The organism is Microbacterium laevaniformans, from assembly GCF_016907555.1.
In the GTDB taxonomy this organism is placed as follows: domain Bacteria; phylum Actinomycetota; class Actinomycetes; order Actinomycetales; family Microbacteriaceae; genus Microbacterium; species Microbacterium laevaniformans.
The window spans coordinates 369,331-393,105 of sequence record NZ_JAFBCE010000001.1; the positions used below are offsets into that span (position 1 = coordinate 369,331).

At 70.2% G+C, this 23,775-nt stretch carries 22 protein-coding genes; 16 read left to right on the forward strand and 6 right to left on the reverse strand.

Annotation, left to right across the window (positions count from 1 at the left end):
• Window positions 1–17: 17 nt before the first annotated feature.
• From coaA to JOE53_RS01720, 9 genes are all read left to right on the forward strand, one after another.
• Complete coding sequence (gene coaA, locus JOE53_RS01680) at window positions 18–962, forward strand: type I pantothenate kinase (RefSeq protein WP_204946561.1); 945 nt, start codon at window positions 18–20, stop codon at window positions 960–962.
• Window positions 963–1,032: 70 nt separating this feature from the next.
• Complete coding sequence (gene glmS / locus JOE53_RS01685; RefSeq protein WP_204946562.1) at window positions 1,033–2,904, forward strand: glutamine--fructose-6-phosphate transaminase (isomerizing); 1,872 nt, start codon at window positions 1,033–1,035, stop codon at window positions 2,902–2,904.
• A gap of 59 nt (window positions 2,905–2,963) precedes the next feature.
• Window positions 2,964–3,326 carry a holo-ACP synthase gene (locus tag JOE53_RS01690; RefSeq protein ID WP_005050400.1) on the forward strand — a complete coding sequence of 121 codons (363 nt, stop codon included), beginning with the start codon at window positions 2,964–2,966 and terminating at the stop codon, window positions 3,324–3,326.
• Window positions 3,323–4,447, forward strand: coding sequence for an alanine racemase (alr, locus tag JOE53_RS01695; RefSeq protein WP_204946563.1), 1,125 nt, complete (start codon window positions 3,323–3,325; stop codon window positions 4,445–4,447). Before JOE53_RS01690 ends, alr begins: the two co-directional genes overlap by 4 nt.
• 94 nt (window positions 4,448–4,541) lie before the next feature.
• The gene (tsaE, locus tag JOE53_RS01700; RefSeq protein ID WP_204946564.1) at window positions 4,542–5,045 is read left to right on the forward strand and encodes a tRNA (adenosine(37)-N6)-threonylcarbamoyltransferase complex ATPase subunit type 1 TsaE; all 504 of its coding nucleotides are present in this window, start codon (window positions 4,542–4,544) and stop codon (window positions 5,043–5,045) included.
• Between the two features lie 38 nt (window positions 5,046–5,083).
• A complete protein-coding gene (gene tsaB / locus JOE53_RS01705; protein ID WP_271170995.1) occupies window positions 5,084–5,776 on the forward strand; it encodes a tRNA (adenosine(37)-N6)-threonylcarbamoyltransferase complex dimerization subunit type 1 TsaB in 693 nt (230 codons plus the stop codon).
• Window positions 5,773–6,270, forward strand: coding sequence for a ribosomal protein S18-alanine N-acetyltransferase (gene rimI, locus JOE53_RS01710; RefSeq protein WP_204946566.1), 498 nt, complete (start codon window positions 5,773–5,775; stop codon window positions 6,268–6,270). The genes tsaB and rimI overlap by 4 nt, the downstream gene beginning before the upstream one ends.
• Entirely contained in the window at window positions 6,267–7,334 is a 1,068-nt protein-coding gene (tsaD, locus tag JOE53_RS01715) for a tRNA (adenosine(37)-N6)-threonylcarbamoyltransferase complex transferase subunit TsaD (protein ID WP_204946567.1), read from the forward strand. Before rimI ends, tsaD begins: the two co-directional genes overlap by 4 nt.
• Window positions 7,331–7,825: a hypothetical protein gene (locus JOE53_RS01720; RefSeq protein ID WP_204946568.1), complete on the forward strand. Its 495-nt coding sequence runs from the start codon at window positions 7,331–7,333 to the stop codon at window positions 7,823–7,825. Before tsaD ends, JOE53_RS01720 begins: the two co-directional genes overlap by 4 nt.
• A gap of 29 nt (window positions 7,826–7,854) precedes the next feature.
• Here the strand turns inward: JOE53_RS01720 and JOE53_RS01725 are convergent, their stop codons facing one another.
• Window positions 7,855–9,048, reverse strand: a complete 1,194-nt coding sequence (locus JOE53_RS01725; protein WP_204946569.1) for a class I SAM-dependent methyltransferase — start codon at window positions 9,046–9,048, stop codon at window positions 7,855–7,857.
• A gap of 221 nt (window positions 9,049–9,269) precedes the next feature.
• Here JOE53_RS01725 and groES point away from each other — a divergent pair, with 221 nt between their 5' ends.
• The 4 genes from groES to JOE53_RS01745 all read left to right on the forward strand — a co-directional run bounded on the left by groES (window position 9,270) and on the right by JOE53_RS01745 (window position 13,615).
• Window positions 9,270–9,566, forward strand: a complete 297-nt coding sequence (gene groES, locus JOE53_RS01730; RefSeq protein WP_005050391.1) for a co-chaperone GroES — start codon at window positions 9,270–9,272, stop codon at window positions 9,564–9,566.
• Between the two features lie 141 nt (window positions 9,567–9,707).
• Window positions 9,708–10,640 carry an EamA family transporter RarD gene (rarD, locus tag JOE53_RS01735; protein WP_036284242.1) on the forward strand — a complete coding sequence of 311 codons (933 nt, stop codon included), beginning with the start codon at window positions 9,708–9,710 and terminating at the stop codon, window positions 10,638–10,640.
• Window positions 10,641–10,810: 170 nt separating this feature from the next.
• Window positions 10,811–12,145, forward strand: coding sequence for an ABC transporter substrate-binding protein (locus JOE53_RS01740; RefSeq protein WP_204946570.1), 1,335 nt, complete (start codon window positions 10,811–10,813; stop codon window positions 12,143–12,145).
• A 159-nt stretch (window positions 12,146–12,304) separates the two neighbouring features.
• A complete protein-coding gene (locus JOE53_RS01745; protein ID WP_204946571.1) occupies window positions 12,305–13,615 on the forward strand; it encodes an ISL3 family transposase in 1,311 nt (436 codons plus the stop codon).
• A 22-nt stretch (window positions 13,616–13,637) separates the two neighbouring features.
• Here the strand turns inward: JOE53_RS01745 and JOE53_RS01750 are convergent, their stop codons facing one another.
• From JOE53_RS01750 to JOE53_RS01765, 4 genes are read right to left on the reverse strand one after another with little or no spacing between them, the layout of a single operon-like run.
• Window positions 13,638–14,423, reverse strand: coding sequence for an ABC transporter ATP-binding protein (locus JOE53_RS01750; protein ID WP_005050387.1), 786 nt, complete (start codon window positions 14,421–14,423; stop codon window positions 13,638–13,640).
• Window positions 14,420–15,433: an ABC transporter ATP-binding protein gene (locus JOE53_RS01755; RefSeq protein WP_204946572.1), complete on the reverse strand. Its 1,014-nt coding sequence runs from the start codon at window positions 15,431–15,433 to the stop codon at window positions 14,420–14,422. The genes JOE53_RS01750 and JOE53_RS01755 overlap by 4 nt, the downstream gene beginning before the upstream one ends.
• A complete protein-coding gene (locus JOE53_RS01760; RefSeq protein ID WP_036284236.1) occupies window positions 15,426–16,421 on the reverse strand; it encodes a branched-chain amino acid ABC transporter permease in 996 nt (331 codons plus the stop codon). Before JOE53_RS01760 ends, JOE53_RS01755 begins: the two co-directional genes overlap by 8 nt.
• A 10-nt stretch (window positions 16,422–16,431) precedes the next feature.
• On the reverse strand, window positions 16,432–17,772 hold the full coding sequence (locus JOE53_RS01765; protein ID WP_204946573.1) for a branched-chain amino acid ABC transporter permease: 1,341 nt from the start codon (window positions 17,770–17,772) through the stop codon (window positions 16,432–16,434).
• A 360-nt stretch (window positions 17,773–18,132) separates the two neighbouring features.
• Between JOE53_RS01765 and guaB the strand changes: the two genes are divergently transcribed.
• The 3 genes from guaB (at window position 18,133) to JOE53_RS01780 (ending at window position 22,614) form a co-directional block, all read left to right on the forward strand.
• Window positions 18,133–19,635: an IMP dehydrogenase gene (gene guaB / locus JOE53_RS01770; protein ID WP_204946574.1), complete on the forward strand. Its 1,503-nt coding sequence runs from the start codon at window positions 18,133–18,135 to the stop codon at window positions 19,633–19,635.
• A 212-nt stretch (window positions 19,636–19,847) separates the two neighbouring features.
• Window positions 19,848–20,696: an endonuclease domain-containing protein gene (locus JOE53_RS01775; RefSeq protein WP_204946575.1), complete on the forward strand. Its 849-nt coding sequence runs from the start codon at window positions 19,848–19,850 to the stop codon at window positions 20,694–20,696.
• Between the two features lie 229 nt (window positions 20,697–20,925).
• Entirely contained in the window at window positions 20,926–22,614 is a 1,689-nt protein-coding gene (locus tag JOE53_RS01780; RefSeq protein WP_204946576.1) for an ABC-F family ATP-binding cassette domain-containing protein, read from the forward strand.
• A 33-nt stretch (window positions 22,615–22,647) separates the two neighbouring features.
• Here the strand turns inward: JOE53_RS01780 and JOE53_RS01785 are convergent, their stop codons facing one another.
• Entirely contained in the window at window positions 22,648–23,760 is a 1,113-nt protein-coding gene (locus tag JOE53_RS01785) for an FAD-dependent oxidoreductase (protein ID WP_204946577.1), read from the reverse strand.
• Window positions 23,761–23,775: the final 15 nt, after the last annotated feature.

The window sequence follows — 23,775 nt, forward strand, 5'->3', positions numbered from 1 at the left end:
CAGATAGAGTGGGCCCGATGTCCACCCAAGACGAGACGACGATCGACTCGCTGTACCGCGAGATCGGGCGCGCAGACTGGGCACGCCTGGCTGCAGGCATCCCCGCTCCGCTCACCGAGACCGAGGTCGTGCAGCTGCGCGGTATCGGCGATCGGCTCGATCTCACCGAGGTGCGCGAGGTCTATCTGCCGCTGAGCCGGCTGCTGAGCACCTATGCCGAGAACACCCAGCGCCTTGGCGCCGAGACCGCCGCCTTCCTCGGCGAAGCCGACTCGACCACGCCGTTCGTGGTCGCCGTCGCCGGGTCGGTCGCGGTCGGAAAGTCCACCATCGCGCGATTGCTGCGCGAGCTGATGAGCCGGTGGCCGGGAACGCCCCGGGTGGAACTGGTCACCACCGACGGCTTCCTCTATTCGAACGCCGAGCTCGAGCGCCGGGGACTGATGGAGCGCAAGGGCTTTCCGGAGTCGTACGACCGCCGCGCGCTGGTCAGCTTTCTCACCGAGGTCAAATCCGGCGCCGCGGAGGTGCGCGCCCCGTTCTACTCGCACGTCCGCTACGACATCGTCCCCGATGCGCATGTCACGGTCCGTCGCCCCGACGTCGTCATCGTCGAGGGTCTGAACGTGCTCTCGCCCCCGCCGTCGCCCCACGACGTCGCCGTCAGCGACCTCTTCGACTTCTCGATCTATGTGGATGCCGACGAAGCCGACATCGCCCAGTGGTACGTCGACCGGTTCCTGGCCCTGCGCCGCGGTGCGTTCAGCAACCCGAGCTCGTTCTTCAACGTGTTCGCCGACCTCTCCGACGAGGAGGCCGTCACGACGGCCCTCGGCTACTGGAACGAGATCAACCTGCCCAACCTCCGCGAGAACGTCGCGCCCACGCGCCACCGCGCCACCCTCGTGCTGAAGAAGGCGGCGGCGCACGCGGTGGAGTCGGTGCGCCTGCGCAAGCTCTGACGGCGACATCCGCCGAATTCACGGCGTTTGTGAGGGATCCGCGCAAATGGGCGCACCTAGCATGGAGCCCATGTGTGGAATCGTCGGATACGTGGGCCCTCGCGACAGCCAGGCCATCCTTCTCGCCGGGCTCGCCCGCCTGGAATACCGCGGCTACGACTCCGCCGGCATCGCCGTCATCGACGGTGCGGGGGAGCTGGACATGCGCAAGCGCGCGGGCAAGCTGCAGGTGCTGCGCGACGATCTCGCCGCCCACCCGATGCCCGACGGCACGACCGGGATCGGTCACACGCGGTGGGCCACCCACGGGGGTCCGACCGACGCCAACGCGCACCCCCACCTCGCCGACGACGACAAGCTCGCCGTCATCCACAACGGCATCATCGAGAACTTCTCGGAGCTGAAGGCCGAGCTGCTCAGCGAGGGGTACACGTTCCGCTCCGAGACCGACACCGAGGTCGCCGCGGTGCTCCTCGGCCGCGAGTATCAGGCCTCCGGCGATCTCGTCGCCGCCTTCCGCACCGTCGTGGCCCGTCTGGAAGGCGCTTTCACGCTCCTCGCGATGCACCGCGACCAGCCCGGGCTCGTCGTCGGCGCCCGCCGCAACTCGCCGCTCGTGATCGGTCTCGGTGAGGGGGAGAACTTCCTCGGGTCCGACGTCGCCGCCTTCGTCGAGCACACGCGCAACGCGCTCGCGATCGGCCAGGACGAGATCGTCGCGATCACGCCCGCCGGCGTCGAGGTCACCGACTTCTCCGGCGCCCCCGTCGAGGTCGAGCCGTTCGAGGTCGTCTGGGACGCCTCGGCGGCCGAGAAGGGCGGCTGGTCCTCGTTCATGGCCAAGGAGGTCTCCGAGGAGCCCGACGCGGTCGCGAACACCATCCGCGGGCGCCTGCGCGCCGCCGGTCCCACGGGGGCGGAGATGACGGTGGCCATTCCCGAGCTCGACGGGCTGGACGAGCTGTTCACCGGCATCCGTCGCATCGTCGTGATCGCCTGCGGCACCGCCGCCTACGCCGGTCAGACCGGCAAGTACGCGCTCGAGCAGTGGACCCGCATCCCCGTCGACGTGGAGCTCGCGCACGAGTTCCGCTACCGCGACCCGGTCATCGGCGAGGACACGTTGGTCGTCTCGATCAGTCAGTCGGGCGAGACCATGGACACCCTGATGGCCGTCAAGTACGCCCGCGAGCAGGGCGCCAAGACGCTGTCGATCTGCAACACGCAGGGCGCGACGATTCCCCGCGAGTCGGATGCCGTGATCTACACGCACGCCGGACCCGAGGTGGCCGTGGCCTCCACGAAGGCCTTCGTCGCCCAGATCACCGCGCTGTACCTGCTGGCCCTGCACGTCTCGCGCCTGCGCGGCACGATCTCCGTGGCCGAGCAGGCGACGCACGTTCGCGAGCTCGAGGCGGTCCCCGCCAAGATCCAGCGGGTGCTCGACAAGGAGCAGACGCACATCGAGCAGTTCTCGCACTGGATGGCCGACACCCAGTCGGTGCTCTTCCTGGGTCGTCACGTCGGCTACCCGATCGCCCTGGAGGGTGCTCTCAAGCTCAAGGAGATCAGCTACATCCATGCGGAGGGCTTCGCCGCCGGCGAGCTCAAGCATGGACCCATCGCGCTGATCGAACCCGGTCAGCCGGTCTTCGTCATCGTGCCCTCGCCGCGCGAGTCGGCCGAGCTGCACAAGAAGGTCGTCTCCAACATCCAGGAGATCCGCGCCCGAGGCGCGCGCGTCATCGCCGTCGCCGAAGAGGGCGATGCCGCCGTGCTGCCATTCGCCGACGAGGTGCTGCGCATCCCGCTGGCCGGCCCCCTGTTCGAGCCGCTGCTCGCGGTCGTGCCGCTGCACATCTTCGCCATGGGCCTCGCCACCGCGAAGGGCCTGGACGTCGACCAGCCGCGCAACCTCGCAAAGTCCGTCACCGTCGAATAGTCCGCCGGCGCGGCGCGGGTAGGCTGGTGGGGCGCGCGTGCGCGGAGGGGGTGGATGCCGTGATCATCGGAATCGGCGTCGATCTCGTCGACATCCCGCGCTTCGAGCGTTCGCTGCAGCGCACGCCCCGGCTGATCGAGCGTCTCTTCGCGCCGGGGGAGCGCGGCCTGAGGCCGCACTCCTTGGCCGCCCGCTACGCCGCCAAGGAGGCGCTGATCAAGGCGCTCGGCGGCTCGGACGGTGTGCACTGGACAGACATCGAGGTGGCGAGCGAGCCGTCGGGCCGACCCGTCTTCGCGCTGAGCGGCGAGACGGCGGCCACGGTCGCCGCGCGCGGCATCGGCGCCCTGCATCTGTCCCTCAGTCACGACGCGGGTTTGGCGACCGCGTACGTCATTGCCGAATCGCAGGAGAGCGCATGAGCAGACTTCCCGAGGGCGTGCTGCGCGAAGCCGTCATCGACACCGCGGCGATCACGGCGAACGTGCGGCACCTGCGACAGCTGACGGCATCCGAGGTCATCGCCGTCGTCAAGGCCGACGGCTACGGGCACGGCGCCGTGCGTTCGGCCCGCGCGGCGCTCGAGGGGGGCGTCCGCCGCATCGGCGTCTCCGACATCGACGAGGCGCTGGCCCTGCGCCGCGCGGGCATCGACGCCCCCATCGTCGCCTGGCTCCACGCGCCCGCCGCCCGCTTCGCCGAGGCCGCCTCCCGTGGCATCGAGCTCGGTGTCTCCCGCATCGATCAGCTGCAGGCCGCCGCCGCGGCGGCGTCGGCCGATCGCCCCGTGGGCGTGCACCTGAAGATCGAGACGGGCCTCGGCCGCAACGGGCTCGCCCCCGCCGACTACGCGGTCGCCTTCGCCGAGGCCGCCCGTCTGGAGCGCATCGGGCGCCTGCGGGTCGTGGGCATCTTCAGCCATCTGTCGAACACGTCCGCCGCCGATGACCGCGCGGCGATCGAGCGTTTCAGCGACGGGCTCGCCCTCGCGGCATCCTATGGCCTCGCCCCGCAGCTGCGGCACATCGCCGCTTCGCACGCGGCCATCGCCCTGCCCGAATCGCGCTTCGGGTGCGTCCGGCTCGGCATTGCGATCTACGGGCTGTCGCCGTTCGCCGACCGCACCTCCGCCGATCTGGGCCTGCGACCCGCGATGACGCTTCGCGCCGCCGTCGCCGCTGTCCGGCGCGTGCCCGCCGGCCAGGGCGTCTCCTACGGCTACGGCTACCGCACGACGCGGGCGACCACGCTCGCCCTGATCCCCGCGGGCTACGCCGACGGTGTGCCGCGCGCAGCGTCCGGGGGCGCCGCCGTCCGCATCGGCGGGGAGGTCTTCCCCGTCGCCGGTCGCATCGCGATGGACCAGTTCGTCGTCGACGTCGGTGATCACCCCGTCGCGGTGGGCGACGAAGCCGTCCTGTTCGGCGACCCGACGCTGGGGGCGCCTCCGGTGGAGGTGTGGGCGGATGCCGCGGGCACCATCAACTACGAGATCGTCACCCGCATCGGTCCGCGCGTGCCGCGGCGCGAGGGCGTGGCGTGAGTTCACCGCTGCGCGCTGCCGCACCCCGCCCGCGGGAATCCGCGACCCGTCCGCGGCGTTGCAGCGGGCGGAGAGAAGACGAAACGGTGATCGCATGAGCGGATTGGATGAGTTCGTCGGGCAGCGCGAGATCGCCTCGCCCGCAGAGATGGAAGAGCTCGGCCGGGCTTTCGGCCGCGCGCTGGGCGCCGGTGATCTCGTCGTGCTGACGGGGCCCCTCGGCGCGGGCAAGACGACGTTGACGCGCGGCATCGCCGCCGAACTCGGCGTGCGCGGCCGCGTGCAGAGCCCGACCTTCGTCATCGCCCGCACCCACCCTTCGCTCGCCGACGGTCCCGCCCTCGTTCACGTCGACGCCTACCGGCTCGGAACCGACGGAGAGCTCGACGACCTCGACATCGATTTCGCCCATGCGGTCGTCGTCGCCGAGTGGGCGGCGCCGTTCGCGGATGCCGTCGCCGACCGCTGGTGGGAGGTCGAGATCGACCGGGGCTGGAGCGGCGCCGGCGTCGACAACGCCTGCGGCACCGCCGGCCCCCACATGGCCGCGATGGAGGACGCCGCACCGCGGCGCGTGCGCATCACCCGGCACGGGTGAGCGCTCCGGCGGGCGCTGAGCGCGATTACCCTGGAAACGTGATCCTCGGCATCGACACCTCGCTCGGCACCGCCGTCGGCATCGTCGATCCCGACGGCGCGGTTCGCGCCGACCGCACCAGCGACAACCCGCTCGGTCACGCCGAAGTGATCGGCGACCTCCTGCGCGACGCGCTCGCCGACGCCGCCCGGGGCCCGATCGGACAGACCGGGGCGGCAGAGCCGGTCACCCTCACGCACGTCGCCGCCGGCATGGGGCCGGGCCCCTTCACGGGGCTGCGGGTGGGTATCGCGGCGGCACGCGCCTTCGCTCTCGCCCGGAGCCTCCCCGTCGTCGCGGTTCCCAGTCATGACGCGGCGGCCCTCGCGGTCCTCCTCGACGATGCGCTGGCCGATCCGTACGCCGACACGCGCCGGTTCGCCGTCGTGACCGATGCCCGGCGGCGTGAGGTCGCGTACTCGGTGTACGAGGGCATGGATGCCGACGGTCTCCCGATCCGTGCGATGGGACCCGCCCTCGCCCTGCGCACCGACATCGACGCGGTGCTGTCCGCGCAGGAGGCCGAGCGCGTCGATGTGACCGCGATCAGCGCGGCCATGCTCGCGGTCGTCGCGGCGCGTGCCGTCGCCGCCGGACGCGAACTCACCGGTGCGGAGCCGCTGTACCTGCGAGCTCCCGACGTCACGCTGCCCAAGAGCATCGCCCGCCCGCCCGTGGGAGGAGCATCATGACGCTTCGCGTGGCGACGGTCGGCGACCTCGCCGACATCATGGACCTCGAACGCGCGTCGTTTCCGACCGACGCGTGGAGCGAGCCGATGATGCGCGAGGAGCTCCTCTCGCCGCACGCGCACTACCTCGTCGACGTCGAGGCGGGTCGTCTGCTCGGATACGGCGGTGTCCGCGCTGTCGCCCGCGCCGCAGACGCCGACATCCAGACGATCACGGTCGCCGCGTCCGCCCGGGGCCGGGGCCGCGGGCGGACGCTGCTGCGGGCACTCCTCGAGGCGGCGCGGCAGCGCGGGGCGCGCGAAGTGTTCCTCGAGGTGCGTGCCGACAATCCGACCGCGTCCGCGCTGTACGTCTCGGAGGGATTCCTCGAGATCGCGCGTCGCCCCCGCTACTACCAGCCCGACGACGTGGATGCCGTCGTCATGAAGCTCGATCTCGTCGCCTGGGCCGCCGAGCGGCACGCGCAGACGCAGATCGGGGGAGTGTGCTCATGACCGCCGGCGAACCGCTTGTGCTCGGCATCGAGACGAGTTGCGACGAGACCGGCATCGGCATCGTCCGGGGCCGCACCCTGCTCAGCAACACCATCTCGAGCTCGATGGACGAGCACGCCCGCTTCGGCGGGGTCGTGCCCGAAGTCGCCGCCCGCGCGCACCTGGAGGCGCTGCAGCCGGCGATCGCCGCCGCCGTGGCCGAGGCCGGCATCGCCCTCGCCGACGTGGATGCCGTCGCCGTCACGAGCGGGCCGGGGCTCGCCGGTGCGCTCATGGTCGGCATCGGCGCCGCCAAGGCGCTTGCGGTCGGTCTCGACAAGCCGCTGTACGCCGTCAACCATCTCGTCGGACACATCGCCGCCGACCTGCTCACCGGCGAGGACGTCGAGTACCCGACGGTCGCGCTCCTGGTCAGCGGCGGGCACACGTCGCTGCTTCTCGTGCGTGACCTCGTGAGCGATGTGGAGCTTCTCGGCGAGACCCTCGATGACGCCGCCGGAGAGGCCTTCGACAAGATCGCGCGCATCCTCGGGCTGCCCTACCCCGGCGGACCGGAGATCGACCGCGCCGCCGCGGGCGGCGACCCGTCGGCCATCCGCTTCCCGCGCGGGCTGTCCCGCGCGTCCGACATGGCGGCGCACCGCTACGATTTCTCCTTCTCCGGCCTGAAGACAGCCGTCGCTCGCTGGGTCGAGCAGGCCGACGCGTCGGGGCAGCAGGTCGCCGTGGCCGATGTCGCGGCATCCTTCCGCGAAGCGGTCGTCGATGTGCTCGTCACGAAGGCGCTCGACGCCTGCGCGCACCACGGCGTGCCGCGACTGCTGCTCGGCGGCGGCGTCATCGCCAACCGGCGCCTGCGCGAGGTCGCGCTGGCGCGCGCGGCCGAAGCGGGAGTCGCCGTGCGCATCCCGCCGCTGAGTCTGTGCACCGACAACGGGGCTATGATCGCCGCGCTCGCGTCCGAGCTCATCGCGAGCGGACGCCAGCCCTCGACCCTCGCGTTCGGCGCGGATTCGACGTTGCCGGTGACGCAGATCCAGGTCGCCGGGGAGGCCGTGGGATGAGTGATGACCGCCCCGGCCCCGCGCCCGACGTGCCCGACGTGCCCCTCCCGCGTGTCGAGACGCGGCTGGAAGCACGGTCGACTGACGTCGCCCCCGCCGACAGCGCTGCCCTCCCCGGGGCGCACCGCGGCGGCTTCCAGCGCGAGTTCACCGAGCCGGTACCCGTGGCGGCGCCGGTGGATGTGGATGCCGCGGCCGCTGCGTCGTGGACGCCCGAACCCGACGTGCGCTGGGCTCCGGCGCCGCCGGTGCTGCCCCGCAGCGCCCCGTGGGCCCTCACGTTCGCCGTCGTCGGGCTGATCGTGTCGCTCGTGGTCGGCTGGGGCTTTCTCATCGGCATCGTGGGAGCGGTCTTCGCCGTCGTCGCACTGCGCCACCCGTGGGAGAGCCGCGCCGTCGCGGTCTGGGCGCTGTGCCTGAGCCTGCTGTCGCTCGCCTACAGCGCAGGCTGGCTGTGGTGGGCGTCGACCCAGGGGCCGCTGTTCGGCTGAGCGGGCGCGCCGCGCCGACGCGATGCGCGTCAGCCGGTGACGCGCTCGGCGAGCAGGGCGATGCGCGAGGTCCCCGCGCGCGTGAGGATCAGCGTCGCGGTGCGCGGACCCTTCAGCTTCAGTTGGGTGCGGAAGGTCGCGGGGTCGACATCGACGCCGCGCTTCTTGATCTCCAGCGTGCCGATCTCCCGCTCCCGGAGCGCCTGCCGGAGCGCCTTCAGATCGGTGGGCAGCTCCTCGAGGACGCGGAAGGACTGCACGAAGGGGCTGGTGATCTCGGCATCGGAGGTCAGGTAGGCGATGCCGGGGGCGAGCATTCCGGCGTCGAGGCGGCGGGCCACCTCGCCGATCAGGCGTGCGCGGATGACGGCGCCCTCCGGCTCGTGGACGAAAGCGCCCAAGGGGCGGACCTCGGCATCCTCGGCGTCGGAGGACGCCGTCAGTTCGGCCGCACGGTCGGAGCGGACGACGAGCGCCGAGCGGCGGACACCGGCGCGGGCGAGCGTTCCGGTCCAGACGACGAGCTCGATGGTCGACCCGTCGACGCTGATCCACTGCGCCTCCGCAGTCTCGGGGATCCGCGCCCGGTCGAACGCCGGTCCGAGCTTGATGCCCGCGGGCATCCGCTCCGCGAGAGCGAAGACCCATTCCAGCGACGGCGACCAGTCACCGGCGGCGACCCGCGCGGTCTCGGTATGGCCGGCCGTGCGTCGGGCCGGATCGAGCCACACCGCGTCGACGCCGTCGAGCGCGACCTCCTCGGCGCGGGCATGGCGCACCGTCGCGGACTCGCCGAACGGGGCGAGGTTGTACGCGGCCAGGGCGGCCGTGGTCTCGTCGGCGTCGACGGCCAGCACGTCGAGGCCGATCCCGGCGAACGCGAGCGCATCGCCGCCGATCCCGCAGCCGAGGTCGGCGACGCGGCGCACGCCGGCGTCGCGGAACCGGCCCGCGTGGCGCGCGCCCACCGACAGGCGCGTGGCCTGTTCGAGGCCCGCGCGCGTGAGGAGCATCCGGTCGGCGAAGTCGCCGAACTTCGCGCGTGCGCGCGTCCGCAGCCGCGCCTGGCCCACGGCAGCGGAGACGAGGTCGGGCGACAGGCCCTGCGCCCGCAATCGCGACACGGTGCGGGCCACCTCGTCGGCGGAGTCGATCGCGCCGAGCTCATCGACCAGCCGCAGCCCCTCGGGGGTGAGCAGGGCGGTGAGCTCGGCGCGTTCCATCCCGCCAGCCTATGCGGGGCGGCTCAGCACCCGCTCACTTTCGTCCAGCGCGATGCCGACGTCTGCCGCAGGCTTGTCACCGTCGCATCCCCTCGCCCGAGGTAGAGCTGGCACTCGCGTTGCACGAGTGCCAGCCGCGCTCTAGACTTGCTGTTAGCACTCCACCCCTGTGGGTGCTAACGAGTCTTGAAGCATCACGCCCAGCAAGAAAGAGGTAGACCGTGTCGGTTTCCATCAAGCCGCTCGAGGACCGCATCGTCATCAAGCAGGTCGAGGCTGAGCAGGTCACGTCCAGTGGCCTTGTCATCCCTGACACCGCCAAGGAGAAGCCCCAGGAGGGCGAGGTCGTCGCCGTGGGCCCCGGCCGCATCGACGACAACGGCAACCGTGTGCCGCTCGACGTCGCCGTCGGCGACCGCGTCATCTACAGCAAGTACGGCGGCACCGAGGTGAAGTTCGGCGGCGACGAGTTCCTCGTCCTGTCGGCCCGCGACGTTCTGGCGGTCGTCGTCCGCTGACGATCGCATTCGACGATGGCCCCCGGCAAAGTCCGGGGGCCATCGCCGTTAACGCGGATTGGCGGAGGAACGACGACCAACGGCAGAATGCCTCGGCATCCGTCGCCCCGCGCATGTCACGACCGTCGTAGGCTTTGTCTCATGACACCCGCCGAGTCCGCCCGCGACGAACGGCGCGGTGGGATCTACGCCTTCGCGGCGTACTTCCTCTGGGGCTTCATGCCCCTCTACTTCCTGCTGCTGGCACCCATCGGGCCGTGGGAGATCGTCGGCTGGCGCATCCTCTTCTCCCTCGCCTTCTGCGCGGTCCTGCTCACCGTCACCCGCACGTGGGGCAAGCTCTTCGCGATCCTGCGCGATCGGCGGCTCGTGTTCTGGACGATCGTCGCGGGCCTGCTGATCTACGTGAACTGGCAGGTGTTCCTCATCGGCATCCTGACCGGTCACGTCATCGAGGGCAGCCTCGGCTACTTCATCAACCCGATCGTGACCGTGCTGCTGGGTGTGATCGTGCTGAAGGAGCGCCTCCGGCTGGCACAGTGGATCGCGATCGGCTTCGCGGGCCTGGCCGTGGTCGTCATCATCGTGGCCTACGGATCGTTCCCCTGGATCGCACTGACCCTGGCGGCGAGCTTCGGCACCTACGGACTCGTGAAGAAGCAGATCGGTCCTCGGGTCGATGCCATCAGCGGCCTCACTCTCGAATCGCTGTGGCTGGCCCCGATCGCCCTGATCCAGCTCGTCGTGGTCGCCGCCACCACCGGCCTCGTCTTCGGCACCCAGGGCGTCGGGCACACCGTGCTGGTCACCCTCGCGGGCGTCGTCACCGCTGTTCCGCTGCTGCTGTTCGCCGCGGGGGCGCGCCGGGCGCCGCTCACCGTGATCGGCCTGCTGCAGTTCGTCGCCCCGATCCTGCAGTTCATCACCGGGGCGTGGATCCTGCACGAGCCGATGCCGCTCGAACGCTGGATCGGGTTCGCGCTCGTGTGGGTCGCGCTGGTCGTGCTGAGCGTCGATTCCGTGGTGTCGTCGCGGCGGTCCCGGAGCATCTCCGACGTCGCCGATCTGGTCTGAGACCCTCCCGGCGGTGCTCCCGCGCGCACGGCGAGGTTCATAACGATTGCGTCGCGGTGCTTTTCTTCGATGCGTGCGCGAAACATCCTGGTGACACAGCAGGTTTAGCGTTCAAGCCAGACCGCGGAGCCCGTGCGCCGCGCGATGTCATCGAAGAAAGGGAAGAACCCATGGTTCATCGCAACAAGGCGCTGATCGCCGCGTTTGCGCTCGCGGGCGCTGCGTCGCTCGCCCTCGCAGGGTGTTCGAGCTCGGGTGGGGGCGGCGCCACGACGGCTCCCACGGCAACCTCGACGGGGTCGGCGGACCCTGCCGCCGCCTGCAAGCCCGGCACGCCCTCGACCGGACCGTTCACGCTCGCGACGATCCTGCCGCAGACCGGCTCGCTGGCCTACCTCAACCCGCCCGCCGAGGCCGGCTACGGCCTCGCCGTCGAGGACATCGACGCCGCCGGCGGCGTGCTCGGCCAGCCGATCAAGGTCGGCCCGATCACCGACTCCGGCGCCTCGTCGGACCTGTCGGTCTCCACCGCCTCGGCTGCGCAGATCGCGTCGTCGGACGCGCAGGTCGTGCTCGGTGCCGAGTCCTCGAGCGTCAGCCTCAACTTCGTCGACACCATCGTCTCGAAGTGCAAGGTGCAGATCTCGCCCGCGAACACCGCGACCGAGCTCTCCGGCTACTCCAGCTACTACTTCCGCACCGCTCCGCCGGACACGGTGCAGGGCTCGGCGCTGGGCAACCTCGTCATCGGTGACGGCGTCCAGAAGGTCGCGTTCATCGTCTTCAACGACGCGTACGGCACCGGCCTGCGCGATGTCGTCGAAGACACCGTCACCAAGGCGGGCGGCGAAGTCGTCTACGGCGCCAAGGGCAAGGGTCAGGAGTTCGCTCCCGGGCAGAAGACCTTCTCGTCCGAGGTGTCGGCGGCTCTGGCGGCCAAGCCCGACGCGATCGTGATCCTCGCCTTCGACGAGACCAAGCAGATCGTCCCCGAGCTGAAGGCTCAGGGCTGGGATCTGTCGAAGACGTACCTCGTCGACGGCAACACGGCCGACTACAGCAAGGACTTCGAGGCGGGCACGCTCACCGGCGCCCAGGGCACCATTCCCGGCGCCCAGCCCGACCCCGAGTTCAAGCAGCGCCTCGTGGACTTCTACAAGAAGAGCGCGAACGCCGACCTGAAGGACTTCTCGTACGCTCCCGAGTCCTACGACGCCATCGTGCTCGCCGCGCTGGCTGCCGAGAAGGGCAAGGGCACCGACGGTCCGACGATCCAGGCGAACCTCGCCGCGGTCTCGGGCACCACCAACGGTGAGAAGTGCTCCGACTACGCCTCGTGCCTCGCGCTCATCAAGAGCGGCAAGGACATCACGTACACGGGTAAGGCGGGCATCGGTCCCTTCAACTCCCAGAACGACCCGTCGAGCGCCTACATCGGCATCTACAAGTTCGACACCAACAACACTCCCGTCTTCCAGAAGTCCATCCAGGGCTCCGTGAACTGACACCCACGCACGAAAGAAGGGGCGGATGCTGCGGCATCCGCCCCTTCTTTGGCTCTTCGCAGATGAGGGTGTAGTCGTGGGCCGGCTGGTGGTTCGCGGATAGGCGTCGAGGTCTTCCAGGATGGAAGTTCCTACGCTGCCCATCCGAAAGACCTCGACGTGCACCACCCTACGTTCGCGACCCCTGACCTGACCACGTTCTGCCGCCTCGACGAGCTCGGCCTCGAGGCTGTTGGACAGCTGCTCGAGCCAGACCGGGCAGTGCTTGAGTGCCGTGTCATCAATGATGACCCGTGGTGCCGGAAGTGCGGTGCGGAGGGCGTGGCGCGTGACACGGTCACGCGGCCGCTCGCGCATGAGCCGTTCGGGCACCGGCCGACGACGCTGCTGATCCGGGTGCGCCGCTACCGGTGCGCGCACTGCCGGCGCACCTGGCGGCAGGACACGACGAAAGCGGCGGCGCCACGGGCGAAGATCTCGCGCGGCGGGATCGGGTGGGCACTCACCACGATCGTGGTCGACCACCTCACCGTCTCCCGCGCCGCAGCAGGACTCGGGGTGTCGTGGCACACCGCGAACACCGCGATCCTCGCCGAAGGCAAGCGACGGCTGATCGACGACCCCACGCGGTTCGATGGGGTGACCACGATCGGTGTCGACGAGCACGTCTGGCGCCACACACGGTTCGGCGACAAGTACGTGACCGTGATCATCGACCTCACCCCGGTCCGCGAGAAGAGCGGCCCGGCCCGGCTGCTGGACATGGTCGAGGGGCGGTCGAAGCAGGTGTTCAAGCAGTGGCTCGCCGCCCGGCCCGCGGACTGGTCGAAGGCGATCGAGGTGGTCGCGATGGATGGGTTCAGCGGGTTCAAGACCGCCGCGGCCGAGGAACTCCCCGACGCCGTCCCCGTCATGGACCCGTTCCACGTCGTCCGCCTCGCCGGCGACGCCCTGGACCGCACCCGGCAGCGTGTTCAGCAGGACAACCTCGGCCACCGCGGCCACGCCGGTGACCCGCTCTACGGTGTCCGCCGCACCCTTCACACCGGCGCGAGCTTGCTCACCGAGAAGCAGACCGCACGCCTCGACGCGGTGTTCGCCGCCGAGGAGCACATCGAGGTCGAAGCGACCTGGGGCATCTACCAGCGCATCGTCGCGGCCTACCGCGAACCCGACAAGAACAAGGCCAAGGAGATGATGCGCGCAGTGATCGACGCCGTCAGCAGCGGCGTCCCCGCCGCTCTCACCGAGATCCGCCGACTCGGGCGGACCTTGAAGCAGCGCGCAGCCGACGTGCTCGCGTTCTTCGACCGCCCCGGCACCTCGAACGGACCCACCGAGGCAATCAACGGGCGCCTCGAACACCTCCGCGGATCGGCCCTGGGCTTCCGCAACCTGACTCACTACATCGCGCGGTCGCTGCTCGAAGCCGGCGGCTTCAGACCACTCCTACACCCTCGATTGCGATGAGCCCCTTCTTTCCCTTGAGCGGTCAGTCCGAGTGCGACGCCTCGACATCCGCGGCGAGCGTGCCGAGGTACAGCTCGATGACCTTCGGGTCCTTCGCGAGTTCGCGACCCGCGCCCTCGTAGGCGTTGCGGCCCTGGTCGAGGACGTAGGCGCGGTCGCAGATCTGCAGGCAGCGGCGGGCGTTCTGCTCCACCATGATGATGGTCACGCCGGTCTTGTTGATCTCCCGCGTGCGGATGAACGTCTCGTCCTGCCGAACGGGCGACAGGCCCGCGCTGGGCTCGTCCAACAGCAGCACCTTCGGCTTCATCATGAGGGCGCGGGCCATGGCGACCGACTGGCGCTCGCCGCCGGAGAGCGATCCGGCGCGCTGCTTGCGACGCTCGCCCAGCACGGGAAAGAGCTCCCAGATCTCGGCGACGCGGCTCTGGAACTCCTTGGGTCGCAAGAACATGCCCATCTGCATGTTCTCCTCGATCGTCAGGGAGGGAAAGACGTTGTTCGTCTGGGGAACGAAGCCGATCCCTGCCTGCACGAGCTGGTTGGCCTTCTGGTTGGTGATGTCCTCGCCCTCCAGCGTGACGGCGCCGGAGCGGACGTTCACGAGTCCGAAGAGAGCCTTCAGCAGCGTCGACTTGCCGGCGCCGTTGGGACCGATGATCCCGACGAGCTCACCGGGAAACGCCTCCAGCGTGCAGTCGTTGAGGATGTTGACGCCCGGCAGGTACCCGGCGACGAGGCTGTCGGCTTTGACGACGGGCGTCGCCGTCGGCGCCTCGGGCGCCGCAGCGGCGGATGGCATGCTCATTTGTGGTCGTCCTCCTGCTCGGCCTCGGCTTCGACCTCGGCCTCGATCTGGGTGATGAGGCCGGTGTTCACGGCGGCATCGTCGCCGAGATCGGTGTCGTGGTACGCGCCCAGGTAGGCGTCGATCACGGCCGGGTTCTTCATGACGCGCTCCGGATCGCCCTCGGCGACCACCTCGCCCTGGGCCATGACGACCACCCAGTCGGAGATGTGGCGCACCATGTGCATGTCGTGCTCGACGAACAGCACGGTCGTGCCGTCGTTGCGCAGCGCCTGGATGTGCTCGAGCAGGCTCTGCGTCAGCGCGGGGTTGACGCCGGCCATGGGCTCGTCGAGCATGATCATCTTCGGATCGCTCATGAGGGCCCGAGCCATCTCGAGGAGCTTCTTCTGCCCGCCGGAGAGGCTTCCGGCCATGTCGTCGCGCTTGGTGTCGAGCTTGAAGCGCTGCAGCAGCTCCTCGGCTTTGGCGATGTTCGCCTTCTCGGCGTCGCCCCACAGTGGCTTGATGAGGCCGACCGCCAGGTTCTCGCCGGGGTTGTCCTTCGCGCCGATCAGCATGTTGTCCAGCACCGTCATGCGCGACAGCGCCTTCGTCAGCTGGAACGTGCGCACCATGCCGGCGCGGGCCACCTTGGATGCCGCGGTGTTGCCGAGCGTGCGCCCGTCGAACGACCACTTGGCAGCCTCGGCCGGTGAAGGCCCCCCGAAGAGCTTCTTCGCCGACGACGGCTTGTCGAAGCCGGTGATGAGGTTGAAGAACGTGGTCTTGCCGGCGCCGTTCGGGCCGATCAGCGCCGTGATCGCGCCGCGCTGCACCTCGAGGTGATCGACGTCGACGGCCGTCATCCCGCCGAAGCGTCGAACGATGTTGTCGACCACGAGGATGGGATCGGGCTTGGCCGAGCCGGGCGTCTCCGCGACGTTCAGCAGCGTGGAGCGGATGGCCTGTGTGATCGCGCCGGGCTCCTGCGAGACCGGAACGGCGCGGTCGGCGGTCTGGTCAGGCATTGAAGCTCAACTCCTTCTTATTGCCGAGGATGCCCTGTGGTCGGAAGATCACCAGCAGCATGAGAGCGATGCCGATCAGCACCCACGACAGCCACTGCGTCTGCTGCGTGTTGAGGATCGACGCCGGGATGTACTCGCCGGCGATCTGCACGATCGCGATGCGCACGACGAAGAAGATGATCGATCCCAGCAGCGGGCCGAAGATCGTGGCGGCGCCGCCCAGCAGCATGATCGTCCACAGGTTGAACGTGAGCGGACGCCCGAAGCCGTCGGGCTGCACGGAGGCCGGCAGCACCACCAGGATGCCGGCGATGCCGCCGAGCACACCGCCGATGATGAGAGCCTGCATCTTGTAGGAGTACGAGCTCTTGCCGAGGCTGCGCACGGCGTCCTCGTCCTCGCGGATGCCCTTGAGCACGCGACCCCACGGGCTGCGCATGGCCAGCCAGGTGAACAGCAGGGCGATGGCGACGAGGGCCCAGGCGACCAGGCGCGTCCACCAGTCGTTGCCCGACCCCGGGTCGGTGTTGGGGTACGAGAACCACAGGATCTGCGTGGTGCCCGGAGGCAGGATCGACAGGCTCGTGAACGCTCCGCGGTATTCGGGTCCGACGAGGCCCGTCGATCCGCCGGTCACGCCGGCGAGGGCGGACAGGCGTCCGACCATGCGCACGATCTCCGCCGCACAGATCGTGACGATCGCGAGGTAGTCGCCGCGCAGGCGCAGGGTCGGGATGCCGAGCACGAACGCGAACACGACGCAGGCCACGATCGCGACGAGAACGCCGAGCCAGAAGCCGCCGCCGTTGATGACGGTGATCGCGAACCCGTAGGCGCCGAGGAGCATGAAGCCCGCCTGCCCCATGTTCATGAGGCCCGTGTATCCGAAGTGGATGTTCAGGCCGATCGCCGCGATGACGTACGCGGCGGTGATCGGTGCGATCGCGGTCTCGGTGAGCTGCTGCAGCAGCGTGATCCAGAAGTCCATGGCCCTCTCCTTAGCCGACTCGCTCGGCGCGGCCGAAGATGCCCTGCGGCCGGAACAGCAGGATGACGATGAGCAGTGCGAGCGCCGTGGCGTACTTCAGATCGCCCGGCAGCCAGATGTTCGTGAGTTCGACGATGAGGCCGATGACCATCGCGCCGGCGAACGCGCCGAACGCGGTGCCGAGTCCGCCGAGGGTGACGGCGGCGAACAGCAGCAGCAGCAGTTGGCCGCCGGTCTCCCAGCCGATGCCGTTGAGCACGAGGCCGAGCAGCACGCCGGCGAGACCCGCGAGGCCCGAGGCGAGGATCCAGACGCCGCGGATGACCTTGTCGACGTCGATGCCGGATGCCGAGGCCAGCGCGGGGTTGTCGGAGACCGCGCGGGTGGCGCGACCGAAGCGCGTGTACATCAGGCCGAGCCCGACAGCCGCGATGGCGACGATCGCGATCCCCATCGCGACGTACGACTGGATGGTCAGGGTGACGCCGAAGATGGTCACGGTGGTGGGGTTCGACTTGTCGATGCGCACCGTTCCCGCGCCGATCCACAGCTGCACGACGTACTGCAGGGCGATCGACAGACCGATCGACACGATCATCATCTGGGTCAGACTCAGCCGGCGTCGGCGCAGCGGCTTCCACAGCCCGGCATCCTGCACCCACCCCAGCGCCGCCATGACGACGACGGCGAGGCCGCCACCGAGCCAGAGGTTGCCGGTGAGCGAGGTGAGGAACCAGGCGAGCACGCCGCCGATGGTGACGAGCTCGCCGTGGGCGAAGTTGCTGAGGCCGGTGGTACCGAAGATGAGCGACAGCCCCAGCGAAGCGAGTGCCAGAAGCAGCCCCAGTCGGATGCCCTGCACCGCCTGCTGCCAGAACCGCGGCCAGTCGAACGCGCTCGCGCTGGCGGCGGCGCCGTCCGGGCTGTCGGAGAGCTTGAAGATCGCCGAGACGTCGGAGTGCAGCGTCACGCTGACCTCGCGCGAGTCGGCGCCGTCGAGGTACTGGCCCTGGGCGAGAGTCGCGGCATCCACCTTCACCGTGTAGGTGCCGTCCTTCGTGACGGCGAACACCCACCGCCCGGCGCTGTCGGTCGTCGTGGTCGGGCTGGCGCCGACGCCGGGGCCGGAGATCGTCAGTCCCACACCCACCGCGGGTGAGCCGTCGCTCTGGCGGATCGTGCCCTGCACGCATGCGGTCGACGCGTCGGCCGAGCACGAGGGCGAGGCGGCCGCGGCGGGTTGCGCCGGCAGGAGCACCGCCAGCAGCGTGATCGCGGCGAACACAAGGGAGACGAGGAGGGCGACGCGTCGTCGCGGATGGACCTCGAGTCTCGCTGAGGACACGAGCATGGCACTCCACTCTGAAATCGACGGCGGCCATCCGGACGGTCGCTCGTTGGTGGGTCGAGGCTACGACCCGGATGTGTCGCGCGTGTTTCGCACAAGGACGTCGTCGCGTCGTCGTCGGAGCTTCGTCGGGGTGCGCATCGTCGCGTGAAGAAACGCTCCCTCAGATGCCGCCCCGCGTCAAGAGGCGAAACGTTCACGTGCACGTATCGAGATGTGACGTGCACGGCGGAACCGGATGAGCCGGGAGTATCGGCGGAATGCGCGCAGGCCGCCGCGACTTACAATCGGTACACCCGCCTTTCGCGCGCGCGAGACACACGCGAGCCGCGCGCGACGCACATGCCAGACACAGGAGAGCACGTGGAGCACAACGACCCGTTCGGTTTCGTCGGACTGACCTATGACGACGTGCTGCTGCTGCCCGGGCACACCGACGTCATCCCCTCCGAGGCCGACACGTCGTCGCGTGTCACCCGCCGCATCACGGTCGCGACCCCGCTGCTGTCGGCGGCGATGGACACCGTCAGCGAGGCGCGGATGGCCATCGCGATGGCCCGCGAGGGCGGACTCGGCATCCTGCACCGCAACCTCGCCATCGCCGAGCAGGCCGCCATGGTCGACCAGGTCAAGCGCAGCGAGTCGGGCATGATCACCGACCCGATCACGACCACTCCGGACGCGACGATCGAAGAGGTCGACACCTTGTGCGGCCAGTACCGCATCTCGGGCCTTCCCGTCGTGGACGAGGACGGTCGCCTCCTCGGCATCATCACCAACCGCGACATGCGCTTCGTCTCGGGCTTCGAGCGCCAGACGACCAAGGTGCGTGACGTCATGACGAGCGAGGGCCTCGTGACCGGGCGCGTCGGCATCGGCGCCAACGAGGTCATCGCCCTGTTCGCGCAGCACCGCGTCGAGAAGCTCCCGCTCATCGACGACGACGGCAAGCTCGCCGGTCTCATCACGATCAAGGACTTCGACAAGAGCGAGAAGTACCCCCTCGCCACGAAGGACGACCAGGGGCGTCTGCGCGTCGGCGCGGCGATCGGCTTCTTCGGCGACGCCTGGGAGCGCGCCGAGGCCCTGCGCGACGCGGGTGTCGACGTCATCGTCGTCGACACCGCCAACGGGCAGTCCCAGGGCGTCATCGACATGGTCCGTCGCCTGAAGGCCGACGAGTCGTTCGCGCACATCGACGTCATCGGCGGCAACGTCGCCACCCGCGAGGGTGCGCAGGCGCTCATCGACGCCGGGGTGGATGCCGTCAAGGTCGGCGTCGGCCCGGGCTCGATCTGCACGACGCGCATCGTCGCGGGCGTGGGCGTTCCTCAGGTGACCGCGATCTGGGAGGCTTACCAGGCCGCGCGCGAGGCCGGCATCCCCGTCATCGCCGACGGCGGCCTGCAGTACTCCGGCGACATCGCGAAGGCTCTCGTCGCCGGCGCCGACACCGTCATGCTGGGATCGCTCCTGGCCGGCACCGACGAGTCGCCGGGTGAGATCGTCTTCCAGGGCGGCAAGCAGTTCAAGCTGTACCGCGGCATGGGCTCGCTCGGGGCGATGCAGACGCGCGGCAAGAAGACGTCGTACTCGAAGGACCGCTACTTCCAGGCTGATATCCCGAGCGACGACAAGCTGATCCCCGAGGGCATCGAGGGTCAGGTCGCGTACCGCGGTCCCGTCTCGGCGGTGGCCTACCAGCTCGTCGGCGGCCTGCGCCAGTCGATGTTCTACGTCGGTGCGCGCACGATCGAGGAGCTCAAGGCTCGCGGCAAGTTCGTCCGCATCACGGCGGCCGGGCTCAAGGAGAGCCACCCCCACGACGTGCAGATCGTCGTCGAGGCCCCCAACTACAAGCGCTGAGCGCGGCCCGCCGCGTCCGCGGCATCCGTCTCCGTGGTGTCACGAACTCCGCAGATTCGCACGAACTCCGCATCCATTCGCGTTATCGGGTGCGGAGTTCGTCACATTCTGCGGGGTTCGTGAACTCCTCCCCAACCGCCGTCGTGAGGCTTCTCGCAACAGATGGAGCCCGCGGCGCCCGGTCGGGCGCGAGAGCCGGTCAGGATGCCGGTATGCAGCTCGTGCCCATCTCGGACCGCCTCCGCGGCACGGCGGAGCACCGTCAGCAGCTGCGGGGTGAGGGGTACAGCGCCGAGCAGCTCCGCGCGGCGGTGCGGTCGGGAGCGGCAGAGCTCTTTCGCCGTGCGTGGTTCGTCGGTCGCGACGCGGCGAACGAGCTGCGCGAGGCCGCACGGTGGGGCGGGAGGATGACCTGCACCACGCTCGCGCGTCAGCGGGGGTGGTGGATGTCCGAGGGTATCGCGAACGAGCTGCACCTGCATTTCCCGCCCGGGTCGACGGGGCCCCGTGCCCCCTGGGACGGCGTCGCGCACTGGACACAGCCGGTCGCGCCTCTCGGACGTTCGCTCGTGGCAACCGTCGAGGATGCGCTCGCACACATCGCCGTGTGCGTGCCGCCGGAGCAGGCGATCGTGCTCTGGGAGTCGGCCGCCGGCGTCGAGCGCCTGGCGCCGGAGGCGCTGCGCGCGATCCGCTGGCCGTCACGTGCGGCGACGGCGCTCGCCGCGGAGATCACGGGGCTGGCCGACTCCGGTCTCGAGGTGCTGGTGTGCCGTCCGTTGCGGCGGCTGCGGGTCCGCGTGCGCCAGCAGGTGTACCTCGCGGGCAGACCGGTCGACGTCCTGGTCGGCGAGTGGCTCGTCATCCAGATCGACGGCTGGGCGCATCACTCGTCGTCCACGCAGCGGTCGAAGGACATCTCCCACGACGTCGAGCTGCGTGTGCGCGGTTATACCGTGCTCCGCTTCTCCTACGCCCAGGTCGTGCACGACGCGGCCGCCGTCGAGCGCGCGATTCGCCGGGCGCTGGCCGCGGGCCTGCACGACATGCCCGCTCGGTAGCGGCGGCACCGGGATCGGCTCGGCTGCGGCATCCGTGGTGTCACGAACTCCGCAGATTCGCACGAACTCCGCATCCATTCGCGTTATCTGGTGCGGAGTTCGTCACATTCTGCGGGGTTCGTGAACCGGGCTCGCATCGGAGCCGGTCGGCCCGGTTCGCGCGGTCGAGGCGAGAACGGTGAGGCTGGTCGGCTCTGCGCCCGCCGCGGCGAGGGCGGAAGGACCCGCTGTGGGCTACATCGACATCGCCGCCGTCTCCTTCGTGCTGCCAGACGGGCGCCCCCTGCTCGACGAGGTGACGTTCCGGGTCGCCGACGGCAAGACGACGGCCCTCATCGGCCCCAACGGGGCCGGCAAGACCACGCTCCTGCGTCTCGTCCGCGGTGAGCTCGCCCCGCCGTCGGGCGTCGTCACGATCGACGGCGGACTGGGTGTCATGGACCAGTTCGTCGGTCACGGCACGGCGGAGCAGTCCATCCACGACCTCCTGGTCTCGGTCGCCCCGGCGCGCGTGGGCACGGCAGCACGCGAGCTCGAGGATGCCGAGGCCGCCATCATCGACCGCGACGACCTCGACACGCAGATGCGGTACGCGAGCGCGCTGGCGGATTACGCCGAGGCGGGCGGCTACGAGTACGAGACCGTCTGGGACACCTGCACGATCGCGGCTCTCGGCATCCCCTTCGCCCGTGCCCGCTTCCGCGAGCTGACCACCCTCTCGGGCGGTGAGCAGAAGCGTCTCGCACTCGAAGCCCTGCTGCGCGGGCCGGACGAGGTGCTGCTGCTCGACGAACCCGACAACTACCTCGATGTGCCCGGAAAGCGCTGGCTCGAGGAGCGTCTGCGCGAGACGCCGAAGACCGTGCTGCTCGTCTCCCACGACCGCGAGCTGCTGGCGCGTGCCGCCGACCGCATCGTGACGCTGGAGCCGGGCGGCGCCGGCAGCAGCGCCTGGGTGCCCGGCGGCGGCTTCGACGGCTACCACGCCGCGCGCGAAGACCGGATGGCTCGACTCGACGAGCTGCGCCGCCGGTGGGATGAGCAGCACCTCAAACTGCAGCGGTTCGTCGCCGACATGAAGGCGAAGGCGGCCGCCAGTGACGAGTTCGCCTCCCGTTACCGTGCCGCCCAGACCCGGCTTCGTCGTTTCGAAGACGCCGGCCCGCCCGAGGAACGTCCCCCCGCGCAGAACCTCGACCTGCGCCTGCGCGGCGCGCGCACCGGCAAGCGCGCCGTCGTCGCGGAACGCCTGGAGCTGACCGGCCTGATGAAGCCGTTCGATCTGGAGGTCTGGTTCGGCGATCGCATCGCCGTGCTGGGCTCGAACGGATCGGGCAAGTCGCACTTTCTGCGGCTGCTGGCTCGCGGCGGCACCGACCCCGACGCCCTCCTCGGGCACGTCACCGAGCTCGGCGTCGCGCTCGAGCCGGTCGCCCACAGCGGGCGCGCGGTGCTCGGCGCCCGTGTGCGGCCCGGGTGGTTCGCTCAGACGCACCGCCATCCCGAGTACGCGGGGCGTTCGCTGCTCGACATCCTCCACCGTGGCGACGACCGCCGCGCCGGGATGCCGCGGGATGCCGCCAGCTCGGCGCTCGACCGCTACGGCCTGCTCCGTCAGGCGGAGCAGAGCTTCGACAGCCTGTCGGGCGGGCAGCAGGCGCGCTTCCAGGTGCTGCTGCTGGAGCTGTCGGGCGCGACGCTGCTGCTGCTGGACGAGCCCACCGACAACCTCGACCTCGTCTCGGCGGAAGCGCTCGAAGAGGCGCTCGGCCGGTTCGAGGGCACGGTGCTGGCGGTCACGCACGATCGCTGGTTCGCGCGTTCCTTCGATCGCTTCCTGGTCTTCGGTGCGGACGGTCGGGTCGTCGAGTCCGATGAGCCGGTCTGGGATGAGACGCGGGTGGCGCGGGCGCGGTAGCGCCGCACCCGCGCGGCGTACCCGAGCGACCGGTCACCCGCGCGGCAGGCGGAACGGCTCCGCGGCGCGGGCGTCGGCATCGAGCACCAGATCGGCGAGGGTGGCGCCCACGCCCGGGGCGAACTTGAAGCCCTGCCCCGAGAATCCGGCGCCCACCACCACCGGTCCGACCCGGTCGAGCACGAACGCCTCGGTCGGCGTCGTCGTATAGGTGCAGGAGATCGGGACGGCCGTGTCGGCGTCGAGGCCGGGAAACCACTCGCGGACGTAGTCGCGCAGCTCGCGCTGGAGCACCGGGAGGTGCGGGCGCCGGTCGGGATCGATCTCGTCGCCGATGCCGTGGAAGCCGACCTTCACGCCCTCGCCCGGTGTCGGCATGCCGTAGACGTTCGCCGGCTGCGAGCCCGGAGCGACGAAGTGGTTGAACGATGGCCAGGGCCCTGCGATGGTCGCCGTGAAATGCGCCGGGGTCTCCTCCGTCACCCGCAGCGGCGGAAGAGGGATGCCGAGGTCCGCGAGCAGTCCGGAGGTCCAGGCGCCGACGGTCACGACGACCGTGTCGGCGCGCAGCGTCTCGGCATCTGTCACCACGGTCGCGCCGTCGGCATCGGCTGCGACCGCGCGCACCCGCGTGTTCCACCGCACCTCGCCGCCCCCGCCGGCGATGCGACGCTCGAGCTCGCGCAGGGTCGCCGCCGCCCGGGCGACGCCGGCGTCGGGGGAGAACAGGACGGTCTCCTCGAAGCGCATCCCCGGCCAGCGCCGGCCGGCCGCGGCGCCGTCGAGGATCTCCGCCGGGATGCCGCGGGCACCCAGCTCGCCCGCGATCGCCGGCAGATCGCGCGCCGTCGCACTGCCGAGCGCGAGTCCCGACCCGTGCGAGACGAGGCCGTGCAACCGCAGCAGAGGTTCGCCCTCCACCTCGCCGAGCGCATCCCAGCCTTCGCGCGCGCGGACCAGCAGGTCGAGGTAGTGGGCGTCGCCGTACGCATTGTTGAAGTTGCGGGTCTCGCCGTGCGAGGCGCCCTCGTGGTGGCCGCGGGCGAACCGCTCCAGCACGATCGGGCGCTCGCCGCGGCGCACGAGCTGCCACGCCGTCGCGAGTCCCATGACCCCGCCGCCCACGACGATGATGCGTTCCGACATGGCATCCCTTCTCCC